The organism is Mycolicibacter arupensis (assembly GCF_002086515.1).
Classification (GTDB): Bacteria; Actinomycetota; Actinomycetes; order Mycobacteriales; family Mycobacteriaceae; genus Mycobacterium; species Mycobacterium arupense.
The window spans coordinates 56,168-69,933 of sequence record NZ_MVHH01000018.1; the positions used below are offsets into that span (position 1 = coordinate 56,168).

At 68.9% G+C, this 13,766-nt stretch carries 3 protein-coding genes; all 3 read left to right on the forward strand.

What is annotated here, in order from left to right; all coding sequences use genetic code 11:
- Positions 1-130 precede the first annotated feature (130 nt).
- Genes BST15_RS10980 through BST15_RS10990 form a run of 3 tightly spaced genes read left to right on the forward strand, consistent with a single transcriptional unit; the run spans position 131 to position 13,652 of the window.
- Entirely contained in the window at positions 131-7,252 is a 7,122-nt protein-coding gene (locus tag BST15_RS10980; protein ID WP_083070947.1) for a type I polyketide synthase, read from the forward strand.
- Positions 7,249-12,657: a non-ribosomal peptide synthetase gene (locus tag BST15_RS10985; RefSeq protein WP_046686397.1), complete on the forward strand. Its 5,409-nt coding sequence runs from the start codon at positions 7,249-7,251 to the stop codon at positions 12,655-12,657. The genes BST15_RS10980 and BST15_RS10985 overlap by 4 nt, the downstream gene beginning before the upstream one ends.
- A gap of 5 nt (positions 12,658-12,662) precedes the next feature.
- Positions 12,663-13,652, forward strand: a complete 990-nt coding sequence (locus tag BST15_RS10990) for an NAD-dependent epimerase/dehydratase family protein (RefSeq protein WP_046191521.1) — start codon at positions 12,663-12,665, stop codon at positions 13,650-13,652.
- Positions 13,653-13,766: the final 114 nt, after the last annotated feature.

Below are 13,766 nucleotides of genomic sequence, written 5' to 3' on the forward strand. Positions count from 1 at the left end.
GCTCGGCGGGGTAGTCGTCGCCGAAAATCTCCGGATTGGACGTCCGGCCTCTTAAGGTAGCCTTAATCAAGGTTGCCTACGGAGTTCTTGGGCCCCATCTACTACCCCAGCCATACAGGAGACGTGATCGATGAGCGGGCCGGACGACACCGTGCATACTCTGCGCACGCTGGTTGACCTTCTGACGCAGCGCGCGGCGCGGCGCGGTGACAACCTGGCATTCACCTTCTCGCGCGACGGCGATGAGCACGAAATAAGCCAGGTCACCTACCGAGAGCTGGACCGGCGCGCCCGCCACATCGCGGCCGACCTGCAAAGTCAGGGGGCAACCGGGAAACGCGTGCTGGTGCTGTGTCCTCCGGGCCTGGACTTCATCGCCAGTTTCTTCGGCTGTCTGTACGCCGGAGCCATCGCGATCCCGGTGCATCCACCGATGCGCGAACACTTGCTGCCGCGTGTCGAGTCGATCATCGCCGACGTCCAGCCCGGCTATGCGCTCACCACCAGTGAGATCGAGCCCAAGATCAAACCCGCTATCGACGGGCTGCCGGGCGGCCAGGCGCTGCGCTGGACGCTCACCGACGGCGATGCCGCCGGCAGCGAGGCGAACTGGGTGCCGCCGCAGATCGATGGCGAGAGCATCGCGATGCTGCAGTACACCTCCGGGTCCACCAGTGCGCCCAAGGGCGTGGTGCTGACCCACGGCAACCTGGTGCACAACCTGGTGACCATCGCTGAGGCCTGGGGCGCGAACCCCGACATGCCGTATGTGACCGGGGTGTTCTGGCTGCCGCCGTACCACGACATGGGTCTGATCGGCGGCTTGTTGGGAACGATGTATGTCGGTGGCCATTCGATCCTGATGCCGCCAACGGCGTTCATCAAGCGCCCGATGCGGTGGCTGGAGGCCATCTCGCGGCACCGCGCCATGATCACCGCCGCGCCGAACTTCGCCTTCGACCTGTGCGTCGAGCTGAGCACCCCGCAGGAGCGGGCCGCGCTGGACCTGTCCAACTGGTCGGTGGCGCTGTGCGGCGCCGAACCGGTGCGTACCGCCACCCTGGACGGCTTCGCCGAGTTGTTCGCGCCGGCCGGCTTCCGGCCCGAGGCGTTCTACCCCGTGTATGGACTGGCCGAGGGCACCCTGCTGGTGTCCGGTGGGTCGGACCTGCCGGTGCCGATGGTGCAGCACGTGGACCGGGTCGCGCTCGGCGACAACCGGGTGATCGACGTCGCCGCTGACAATCCCAACGTGGCGACCATGGTGGGATGCGGTAAGCCACGCGGCGGCCAGCGGGTGATCATCGTCGACCCCGAGACCCAGCTGGAATGCGCTGGCGACCAGGTCGGCGAGATCTGGGTGTCCGGGGGCAGTGTCGCGCATGGCTACTGGGGCGCCCCGGAGCTGTCCGCCGAAACCTTCTCCGCGACGCTGGCCGACACCGGTGAGGGCCCGTTCCTGCGCACCGGCGACCTGGGCTTCCTGCATTCCGGGGAGCTCTTCGTCACCGGTCGCCGCAAGGATCTGATCATCATCCGCGGCACCAATCACTATCCCAACGACATCGAGCTGACCGTCCAGGACACCAACCCGGCGCTGCTGCGTGGGCGCGGCGCGGTGTTCTCGATCGCCCCGGAGCCCGGCGCGGCCGAGCAGCTGGTGGTGGTCCAGGAGGTTGACCCGAGCCGGGTCAGCGGCGAGCAGGCGGACGAGGCCATGCAGGTCATCCGCACCGCCGTCACCCAGAACCATTCGGTGCGCACCCACGCCGTGGTGCTGGTTCAGCCGTTGCAGCTGCCCACCACCTCCAGCGGCAAGATCCAGCGCAGCGCGTGCAAGCAGCAGTACCTCGACGGTGAGCTGCCGGTGGTGGCGCAGTGGCCGTCGGCGGCCGCAGCCGTGCCGTCGCAGGCCCCGGCCGAGCCGGCGCCGGCGCAGGCCGCACCGGGCGGCCGCAGTGCCGACGAGATCAGGGCGTGGCTCATCGAGCGGCTGGCCCAGGATCTCGAGCTGCCCATCGCCGAGATCGACCCCGCCAAGCCGTTCGCGTTCTACGGCCTGGACTCCATTCACGCGGTCCGGCTCTCCAGTGCCCTCGAGAACTGGCTGGGCTGCGAGCTGGTTCCGACCATCGCCTACGAATACCCGTCGATCGACATCCTGTCGGCGCACCTGGCCCGGGTCGCCACGGCAACGCCGGTGGACCCGGGAGCCGGGGCCGCAGCCGAGCGCGCCGAGCGCCCCGCTGTCGACGAGCCCATCGCGATCGTCGGTATCGGCTGTCGATTCCCGGGTGCTGACGGGCCCGACGAATTCTGGCGGCTGCTGTCGGGTGGGATGGACGCGACCACCGATGTTCCGGCGGACCGCTGGGACGTCGATGCTTTCTACAATCCCGACCCGTCGGTTCCGGGCACCGCGGTCACCCGCCGCGGCGGCTTCCTTGGCCAGGTTGACCAGTTCGATTTCCAGTTCTTCGGGATCTCACCGCGCGAGTCCGCGCAGATGGACCCGCAGCAGCGGCTGCTGCTCGAGGTGGCCTGGGAAGCGCTGGAGGACGCCGGTCAGGTTCCGGACGCGCTGGCGGGCAGTCGCACCGGTGTGTTCGTCGGAATCTCCACCAATGACTACGGCTTCCTGCGGTTGGGGCAGCCGCAGCTCGTCGACGCCTACACCGGAACCGGCAACGCGCTGAGCATTGCCGCCAACCGGCTGTCGTACACGTTCGACTTCCACGGGCCCAGCATGTCGATCGACACCGCCTGCTCGTCTTCGCTGGTTGCCGTCGATTTGGCGTGCCGCAGTCTGCGTGACGGTGAATGCTCCATGGCGCTGGCCGCCGGGGTGAACGTGATCCTGTCGCCGGCGTTGGCGATCAACTTCAGCAAGGCCCGGGTGATGGCTCCCGACGGCCGCTGTAAGACCTTCGACGCAGATGCCGACGGCTACGTCCGCGGTGAAGGGGCCGGAGTGGTAGTGCTCAAGCCTCTGAGTCGGGCGCTGGAGGACAACGACCCGGTCTACGCAGTGATCCGCGGCAGTGCCACCAACTCCGACGGCCGCACCAACGGCCTGATCGCCCCCAGTGGGCGCGCGCAGGAGGTCGTGGTCAACGAGGCGTTCCGCCGGGCGGGCCTGCCGGCCAGCGCGGTCCAGTACATCGAGGCGCACGGCACCGGCACATCGATCGGCGACGCCATTGAGGCCAACGCCTTGGGCGCCGCGCTGGCCGAGGGCCGCCCGGAGGGCAGTCGCTGCCTGGTCGGCTCGGTCAAGACCAACATCGGCCACCTGGAGGCGGCGGCCGGTGTCGCAGGCCTGATCAAGGTGGCGCTGTCGTTGCAGCACCGGGAGATCCCGGCCAGCCTGAACTACACCGAGCCCAACCCGCACATCGGATTCGACCGGTTGCCGCTCGAGGTGGTCCAGAAGTTGACCCCGTGGCCGGCGGGCAGCCGGGCGATCGCCGGGGTCAGCTCGTTCGGGTTCGGCGGAACCAACGCCCACGTTGTGCTCACCGAGGCTCCGCAGGCACGCAGCAGCTACCACGACGACACCGCGGCACCGCGAGCCGAGCTGCTCGCGTTGTCCGCACGATCGCCGGAGGCGCTGACCGCGTTGGTCGGCGAGTACGAGATGGCCCTATTCTCGGGCGGACTCATGGGCGGCGCTGCGTTGACCGACCTCTGCTACACCGCCGGTGCCCGCCGCGGCCACCACGACTACCGCCTCTCGGTGGTCGGCGACACCCCGGCGGCCATGTTCGAGTCGCTGTCCGCCTACCGGCAGGGCGAGTCGCGGCCCGGACTGTCCGTGGGGCACTGTGCCCCGAATCGGCCAGGTCCCGGTGTGACGTTCATCTTCTCCGGTCAGGGCTCGCAGTGGCACGGCATGGCGAGTCGGCTGCAGGCCGACGAGCCGGTGTTCGCCGAGGCCCTGGCGGCCTGTGATGACGCGCTCTTCCCGCATTTGGGGCACTCGATCCTCAAGGAATTGGCCCGCGGCGAGGACAAATCCAAGCTCAAAGACATCGGCATCCTGCAGCCGACGATCTTCGCCATTCAGGTGGCCCTGGCGGCGCTGTGGCGGTCGTGGGGCGTCGAGCCCACCGCGGTGGTCGGGCACAGCCTCGGTGAGGCCGCGGCCGCGCATGTCGCGGGTGCCCTGAGTCTCGATGACGCGGCCCGGGTGATCTGTGCCCGCGCCAGGATGCTGCGCGGGGTTCGTGGCCGCGGAGCGATGATGGTCACCGAGACCACATTGGTCGAAGCGCAGGAGCTCATCGCCGGACACGAACGCGAGGTAGCCGTCGCTGCGAGCAACAGCTACCGCTCGACGGTGCTCGCCGGTGAGCGCAAGGTCCTCGAGCAGTTGATGGACAAGCTGGTGGCCCGGGACCGGTTCTGCCGCTGGATCGACGTCGACGTCGCATCACACAGCCCCCAGATGGAGGCGCTCGCCGCGGGCCTGCGGGGGAGTTTGGTGAAGCTGAAGCCGACCGCACCGTCGGTGCCGATGTATTCCACGGTCACCGGCGAACTGGTCGCCGAGAAGCTGCTGGACGCCGACTACTGGGTGGCCAACCTGTGCTCCCCGGTCCGGTTCTCACCGGCCCTGCGACGGCTGCTCGAAAGCGGTCACTCGACGTTCGTCGAACTCAGTCCGCACCCGATTCTGTTGACCGGTGCTCGCGAGGATGCCGAGCACCTCCACCGCAGCGCCACCCTGCTGCCATCGATGCGCCGCGACGATGACGGGCGCTCGACCATGCTCAGTTCGCTGGGCACCCTCTACACGCTGGGACAGCGGGTCGCGTGGGACGCCATCTATCCCGAAGACAGCCGCTGTGTGCCGGCCCCGACCTACCCCTGGCAGCGAGTGCACTCCTGGCTCAACGCCGGTTCCATTGCCGCGCCGCGGCACAATTCCGGCGCCCCCGGCGGGGGTTGGCGCGGACCGATCCGGTCGGCGGCGCAGCCCGACACCGTGCTGGCCGAGATCGATCTGACCACCTCGACACTGTCGGCCGAGCAGCTGGCCGAGTTGGCGTTGACGGCGGCTGAGGTCGCGTTCGGCCCCGGCACCCGCTCGGTCGCCGAGCTCAGCGTGCGCGGTGGTCTGGGGCAGGCCCGCACCGTGCAGTTCGCCCTGACCGGTGAGGTGTTCGAGTGCTACGGCAACGCGGGGGCTGACTGGTCCTTGCTGGCCACCGGAACGTTGTCTGCTGACCGGTCGCACGTGCCGGCCGTCATCACCGCCCCGGTGGACCCGCGGGAGCGCAGCTACCGAATCCGCTGGCAACCGGCCTCGCTGGACACGGACGGTGACAGTCGGCCCGTCGAGGCCGGAAGCTGGCTGATCCTGTCCGACGGCCCGGTCGCCGACACTCTGCGCGACCACCTCGAGGCGCAGTCCCAGTCCTGCGTGTTGGTGGAGCCGGTGGTCGGCCTTGCCGAGATCGAGCGGGTGAGCGCCGACAGCTACCGGATCGATCCGGGCCGCCCGGAGCACTTCGCCGAGCTGCTGCGCGCCGCGTTCGGCGGCGACCGTCCGCACTGCCGCGGCGTGCTGCACCTGTGGAACCTGCTGGCCGCTTCGCCGGCTGACACCACCACCGAATCGCTGGAGACGGCGGCAGTCGTGGGAACACTGAGCGTGGTGAACCTGATCCAGGCGCTGACGCTGGCCGGTTGGCCGGAATCGCCACGGGTGTGGCTGGTGACGCGCGGCGCACAGCCCGCCGGCGAACACCAGCCCGAGGCACTGGCTGTCGCGCAGTCGCCGGTCTGGGGCCTGGGCCGCTCCATCGACCACGAGTACCCCGAGTTGCGGGCCACCGGCGTCGACCTGTCCGCCGACGGCGGTCCCGAGGAACTGCGGGGCCTGTTCAGCGAGATCTGGTCGGACCGCGGTGAGTCCGGCGATCACGAGTCCGACGTGGCCCTGCGCGGCCACCGCCGCTACGTCGCACGGCTGGAGCCCTACACGGCGCCGTCGGAGCAGGCCGGCGGGCTGCGGGGCGGCGACATTCACGGCGAAGCCACCTACTTGGTCACCGGTGGACTCGGCGCGGTCGGGGGCAAGGTCGCCGGTTGGCTGGCCGACAGCGGTGCCCGCCACCTGGTCCTGATGGGGCGTAGTGCGCCGTCGGCGGCGGCGCAGGCGACGCTGGAGAGCCTGCGGGCACGTGGCGTCGAGGTGACGATCGCGCAGGGCGATGTCACCCACGCCGATGACGTTGCCGCAGCGCTGGCCACCATCGAAGCGTCCATGCCACCGCTGCGCGGTGTCATCCACGCGGCCGGCACGGTCGACGACGCGATTCTTGCGCGTCTGGACGCGGCGAAGCTGCGCGCGGTCATGGCGCCCAAGGTGCAGGGCGCATGGAATCTTCACGCCTTGACTGCCGATGCCGAGCTGGACTTCTTCGTGCTGTTCTCCTCGGCTGCGTCCGTGTTGGGTTCGCCCGGTGCCGCCAACTACGGTGCGGCGAACGCGTTCCTGGACGCGCTGGCCTGGCATCGCCGGGCGGCCGGGCGGCCGGCGCTGAGCATCAACTTCGGCCCCTGGGCCGGGCTGGGTATGTTCACCAACTCCGAGCTGCACCGGCACTTCTCCCACTACGGAGTCGAGGGCCTGTCGGCCCAGACGTACCTCGCGGCCCTGGCGGCGCTGTTGGCCGATGACGCGACCGAAGCGATGGTGCTCGACATCGACTGGGCGCGGTGGCGTCCGAGCGCGCAGTCGTCGCTGCTGCGGGACTTGCAGGCAGCGGCGGCCGGCGGCCCCGAAGGTGCGGGATCCGGCAGCGGCCTGTTCGAGGCGGTGCAGGCCGCCGGCCCGCAGGAGCGGCAGCAGCTGTTGGCGAACTACCTGCGGGATCTGGTCGCGGGCAAGCTGGGCCTGGCTCCGGCCGGTCTGGACGTGAACGCGCCGCTGAACAGTCTCGGGGTGGATTCGCTGATCACCCTGGAACTTCGCATCCAGGTCGAACGTGAGCTCGGTATCGTGGTTCCTGTTGCCCGGTTGCTGGACGGCCCGAGTGTGGTGAGCCTGTCCAGCTGGCTCGGCGAGCAGTTGGCCGCCACGCCGGACCGGGTCGTGGCCGACGCCGGGACCGCGGCGGCGGCGAGCGCCGAGGCGGCGCCCTCGCAGGAGATGGAGCTGCTCGCGCAGGTCACCGAGCTCTCCGACGACGCGGTTGACGCACTGCTGGCCAAGATGATGGCCGAGGACGGGGGTGGGGCGTGACGGATCGTCCCGACGTGCCCTCGGACATCTCCAGCCTGTCGCCGGAGAAGAAGCGCGAGCTGCTGGCTCAGCTGCTGATGGCCAAGGCCCAGGAAGCCGCGTCCGAACACGAGTTGTCCTACGGGCAGCGCTCGATGTGGTTCATGCACCGGCTCGCTCCCGACAGCGCCGCCTACACGGTTGCCTACGCGGGCCGCATCACGGGCGGCCTGGACGTGCCTGCCCTGGAGCGGGCGGCCCAGGCGCTGGTGGATCGGCACCCGATGCTGCGCACCACCTACACCGAGCGGGACGGCCAGCCGGTCGCACTGGTCCATGCGCACTGGCCACTGCGCCTGGCCATCCATCGGATCGGTGCGGACGCCGCAGAGGTCGACCAGTGGGTCCAGGCCGAGATCGATCGACCCTTTGACCTGCGCACCGGGCCCGTGCTGCGGCTGACCCTGCTCCAGCGGCCCGACGACCAGGTGCTGGTGCTGACGGTGCATCACATCGCCGTCGACTTCTGGTCCATCGACATCATTCTCGACGAGCTGCGTTCGCTCTACGCCGCCGAGCACGGCGCCGACGCTCCGCAGGCGGCTGCCGACCGCTACGTCGACTACGCCGCGCAACAGGCCCAGATGCTGGCCGGGCCCGACGGCGAACGTCTGTGGGAGTACTGGCGCGAGGAGCTCAGCGGTGAGCTCCCCACCCTGGCGTTGCCCACCGACCGGCCGCGGCCTGCCGTGCAGACCTATGACGGTGCGTTGCACCGGTTCAGCGTCGACGCTGCGGTCACGGCAGGGATCAAGCAGGTGGCGCGGACCGTCGGAGCGACGCCCTACATGACCCTGCTGGCGGCGTACGCGGTGTTGCTGCACCGCTACAGCGGCCAAGACGACCTGGTGATCGGCTCGCCGTTCGCCTGCCGTGACCGGGCTGGGCTGATGGGCATGGTCGGCTACGTCACCAACCCGCTGCCGTTGCGCGTCGACGTTGCCGGCGACCCGAGCTTTGCCACCTTGCTGGCCCAGGTCAAAGACACCGTCCTCGGTGCGATCGGCCACCAGGAATACCCGCTTCCGCTGCTGGTCGAGCGGTTACGGCCGGTGCGTGACGCCGCGCGAACCCCCCTGTTCCAGGTGTCCTTCGCCTGGCAGCAGGTCAGGCTGTTCGACGAAGACACGGTCGGGGAACTCGCATCCGACACGGTGCTGGGCCTGGAGACCCTCTACATCGGTCAGGGCGGTTCACCGTTCGACATCACCATGCAGGTGGGTGAGCAGGGCCCCGATGACGCCCGGGAGCTTCAGGTCGCACTGCAGTACAACACCGATCTGTTCGATGCGGCCACCATCGAGGCCATGGGCGCGCACTTCACGTTGCTGCTGACCGAGTTGGCGCAACCCGGCGCGGCTGACGCCCCGGTTTCGGAGCTCGATCTGCTCACCGACGCCGAGCGCCACGCGATCGCGTCGTGGAACGACACCGCAGTCGACTACACGGCCATGTCGGACGCACCCGCGACCCTGCACCAGATGGTCGCCGTCAGCGCTGCCCGTACCCCGGACGCGATCGCAGTCAGTTACGACGGCCGTGATGTCAGCTACGGCGAACTGGACCGGCGGGCCAACGCACTGGCGCATCGGTTGCGTCAGTTCGGTGTGGGAGGCGGCTCGGGGCCGGCCGTGGTGCCGGTCCTCTTGGAACGCTCCGAGGACCTGGTGATCGCGCTGCTCGGCGTGCTCAAGGCCGGTGGCGTCTTCTTGCCGTTGGACCCTGCCCAGCCCACCGGCCGGATGGAGGCGATGCTCGCCGACATTCCCGATGCCCCGGTCTGCGTGACCCACCGCGAGCATCTGGCGCACGTGCCGGCAGGTTTCACCGGCGCGCGGTTGTGTCTGGACCAGCCGTCCACGGCGCCGGCCGAGGAAACCGATGCGCCCGAGACTCCTGCCGCCTCCGACGATCTCGCCTACCTCATGTACACCTCGGGTTCGACCGGGACGCCGAAGGGCGCGTTGAACACCCACGCCGGCATCCGCAACCGGTTGCTGTGGATGCAGGACGCCTACCGGCTGACCGCCGAAGACCGGGTTCTGCATAAGACCCCGATCAACTTCGATCCCTTCGTGTGGGAGATCTTCTGGCCGTTGACGGTTGGCGCGAGGGTGGTGATCGCCAAACCTGAGGGTCACAAGGACTCCGCGTACCTGGCGCGCACCATCGTCGAGCAGCGGGTCACCACCATGCACTTCGTACCGTCCATGCTGCGGCGCTTCTTGGCAGACCCCGAATCGTCCTCCTGTACCGGGCTGCGTCGGGTGTTCTGCAGTGGTGAGGCGCTGACCGCGGACCTGCGTGATGCGTTCTTCGCGGCGTTGCCCGCGGAGCTGTACAACCTGTACGGCCCGACCGAGGCTGCGATTGACGTCACCCATTTCCATTGTGTGCGTGGCGTTTCCGATCAGGTTGTCCCGATCGGTCGGCCGATCGCCAACATCGCCATCCACCTGCTGGACGCCGCTGGAAAGCCCGTTCCGATCGGGGTCCCCGGCGAGCTGCACATCGGCGGCGTAGGGGTGGCCCGCGGCTATCTGAACCGGCCCGAGGCCACCGCCGCCGCATTTCTGGCCGACCCGTTCAGCTCTGTGCCGGGTGCCTTGCTTTACCGCACCGGCGACCTGGCCCGCTACCGGCCGGACGGCAACATCGAATACCTGGGACGGCGCGACGACCAGGTGAAGATCAACGGTTTCCGGATCGAGCTCGGCGAGGTGGAGGCCGCGCTGGCCCAACACCCCGGTATCGCTGAGAGTGCCGTCGTCGCGCGCAAAGACGCCGCCGGGAACACCACGTTGATCGCGCACATCGTGCCGGTGGCCGCCGCACCCGGAACCGCGGAACTGCGCCGGTTCCTGCTCGATCTGGTTCCGGCAGCCATGGTTCCGGCGGTGTTCCGCACGACCGATCTGCTGCCGCTGTCGGCCAGTGGCAAGGTCGACCGCCGGGCGCTGCTGGCCCTCGACAAGGACCTCGACGCCGCCCCGACGGAGTTCATCGCGCCCCGCGACGCCACCGAAGAGGCCCTGGCCCAGATCTGGCGCGAGGTGCTCGATGTGGAGCGCGTCGGCGTGACCGATGACTTCTTCGCTCTTGGCGGTGCCTCCACTCAGGCGCTCGAAGTCGCCGTCCGGGTGGGGGAGCTGGGCCTGGAGCTGCGGCCGGAGTCCCTGTTCGTCTATGGCACCATCGCTGAGCTGGCGGCTGAGTTCGGACCGATCGGAGGCCAACCCGCTGCCCCGGTCGAACCGCCGGCACCCGTCGCGGCCGCGCCGGCCCCGCCCAAAGCTGTTGCCACCCCGGTGATCAAGCCCGTCCAGACGGGCCCGGCCCGCAACGTCGTGATCGAGAGCCTGGGCGTCTACCTGCCGCCGCGAGCGGTCTCCACCGAACAGGTGCTGGCCGACTGCGTCAACGAGGTGAAGATCCCGCTGGAACGCCTCACCGGCATCAAGAATCGGCGCATGGCAGGCCAGGACGAGTTCTCGATCGACTTGGGCCGCAAGGCGATCGCGGACTGCCTCTCGCGGTCCAGTTACGCCCCCGAAGACATCGACCTGGTGATCGCCTGCAACATCTCGCGCTGCGATGGCCCGGAGCACATGTTCACCTTCGAGCCGAGCACCGCGTCGCAGTTCCGTGACCAGCTCGGGCTGACGGGTGCCGTCTGCTTCGACATCAACAATGCCTGCGCGGGCATGTTCACCGGTGTCAGCGTGGCCCAGGACTTCCTCAAGACCGGTCTGGTGCGCAACGCGCTGGTGGTCAGTGGCGAATACATCAGCCACATCACCGAAACCGCGCAGCAAGAGATCGAAAGCGCCATGGATCCGCGACTGGCCTGCCTGACCGTGGGAGATGCCGGGGCCGCCGCGGTGCTCGAACTGGGCCCCAACGACCGGGTCGGCTTCCACGACCTGGACCTGGCCACGTTCAGCGAATTCGCCAAGCTGTGCATCGCCAAGGCCACCGAAGGCCCGCACGGCGGCGCCATCATGGTCACCGACTCGGTGACCCAGACCGCGATCGCGGTGAAACACTCGGTGCCGTATGTGGCCGCGGTCATGCAGCGGCACGGCTGGCGCCCCGAGACCGCCGATCAGCTGCTGATGCACCAGACCTCGGAGGCGTCGATCAACGACGCCATCTTGACCATCAACCGGGTCTTCGGTGCCGGCGCGGCGAGCCGGGCCAACACCATCTGCAATCTTGCGGAGCGTGGAAACACCGCTACCACAACGCACTTCGTTGCGCTGTATGACTACATCAATGCGGGCCGTATCAACTCCGGCGACAACGTGGTGCTGTCGATCACCGGCTCTGGGCAGACCATCGGCACCGGGCTCTACACCTTCGACGACCTGCCCGATCGGATGCGGCGGGCCGGCAACACCCCGGCTCGCCATGGCGCGCGCGGCGGCCGCTCTGGCGGGGGGCGCCGGGACCTGCCGGCGACACCGCGGGTCCGCATCGAAGGCATGGGGATGGTGTTGCCCGGTACCGGTCCGGATGCGCCCAAGCCCAGCTCGATCCAGTTCGCCACCGACGCGGCCAGCGCATGCCTGGCCGACAGCGGTGTCGAGCGCACCGACGTCGGCCTGGTCATCCACGCCGGCATCTACCGTGACGACTTCCTCAGTGAGCCTGCGGTGGCCACCCTGGTCGCCGGGGAGGTCGGGATCAATGCCGAGCCGGAATCGGCGGACGCCCCCAAGACCTTCGCGTTCGACGTCCTCAACGGATCGGTCGGCTTCCTCAACGGCTGCCATGTCGCAGCAGGCATGATCGGCGCCGGCCGGACCGCGCATGCCATGGTGCTCGCCTCGGAAGTCGAGAACAACGCACCGGAGACCGGCTACGCCCGCAACGGCATCACCGAGATGGGTTCGGCGATCATGCTGAGCCCCAGCCACGGACCGGAAGGCTTCGGCCGCTTCGTGTTCGGTCATCACCCCGAGTACCGGGGTGCGCTGGCCACGTACACCCAGGAACGCGAGGGCCGGATGTGGCTGCGGGTCGACCGCGACCCGAACCTGGCCGCGATCTACGTGAGCTGCCTGCCGGCTTCGGTCAAGGAGCTGCTCACCCTGGAGCGGCTGGACCCGGCGGACATCGCAGTGGTGTTCCCGCCGTACCTGCCTGGCGCGGCGCTCGACGAGCTGGCGGCACACATCGGGGTGGACCGGTCGCGGTTCGTCGACCTTGAGGCCCAAGGCGTCAGCAGTGACCCGTTCACCTCGACCCTGCCCTACCAGATCGCCGACGCACGCCGGCGCGGGCTGGTCAAGCCGGGCGATGTCGCGCTGATCATGGCGGCGGGCTCGGGCGTCGAGGTCGGCGTCACCACCTACCGGTTCTGATCGGCATGCGCGCATTCGTCACCGGCGGGACCGGTTTCGTCGGATCGAATCTGGTCGCCGCATTGCTGGAGCGGGGCATTCAAGTGCGTGTCCTGCACCGTCCGACATCGCCCCTGGCGGCGCTGGAGGGAATGGACTACGAGTCCCGGATAGGCGACGTCAACGACGGCGTGGATGCCCTGGCCGAGGCTATGGCCGACTGCGACTGGGTGTTCCACACCGCGGCGATCTCGGACTACTGGCGCTATCGCACCCAGACCCGGCTGTACCGCACCAACGTCGACGGCACCCGCGACATGGCCGCCGCGGCCATACGGGCCGGCGTTAGCCGGTTTGTGTACACCAGTTCACTGGCGTCCCTGGGTATTCCGGCTCGTGGCCATCATCTGGTCGAGACCGACGAGTTCAACATTCGCCCGAGGCAGTTCCCCTACGCGCACAGTAAGCATCTCGCCGAGGCCGAGCTGCAGAGTGCCGCTGCTGCCGGTCTGCCGGTGGTGATCGTGAACCCGTCCGCGGTCATCGGTCCTCGCGATGTCAACCGCATCGCCAGCGCGATGCTGGTCGAAGCGCAACACGGGCGGTTGTGGTTCGCGGCGCCCGGTGGCACCAATTTCGTCTCTGTCGATGATGTGGTGGCAGGTCATATCGCCGCCGCCGAGCGGGGACGCATCGGGGAGCGCTACATCCTGGGTGGTGAAAACCTGCTTTTCCGTGAGGCGTTCACCGTCGCGAACGGGCTTTTCGGTCGGCGCCCACCCTCGGTCATGTTGCCCCGCTGGTTCATTCCGGTGGGCGCGGCGGCAGTCAGTGTGGCGCGTGCCGTGGTGGGGCCCCGGCTGCCGATCGACGCTCGCCAGATGCGGCTGTCCACGTCGGAGATCTTCGCCGATGCCACCAAGTCGCGCGAGGAGCTGGGCGTGCCCTTCACGCCGTTCGCTACCGCACTGCGCGCCGGCTACGACTGGTACCGCGCCAACGGCTATCTGGATTAGCGCAACCGCTCACGCACTCACGGCCCGTCGTCGTCTTCGCTTTCCCGCAGCAGTTTTTCGGGGTGGTGGTAGTGGTTGGTGCGGGGTTGGCCGTGGTCGAGGTGGGGTGGGGGC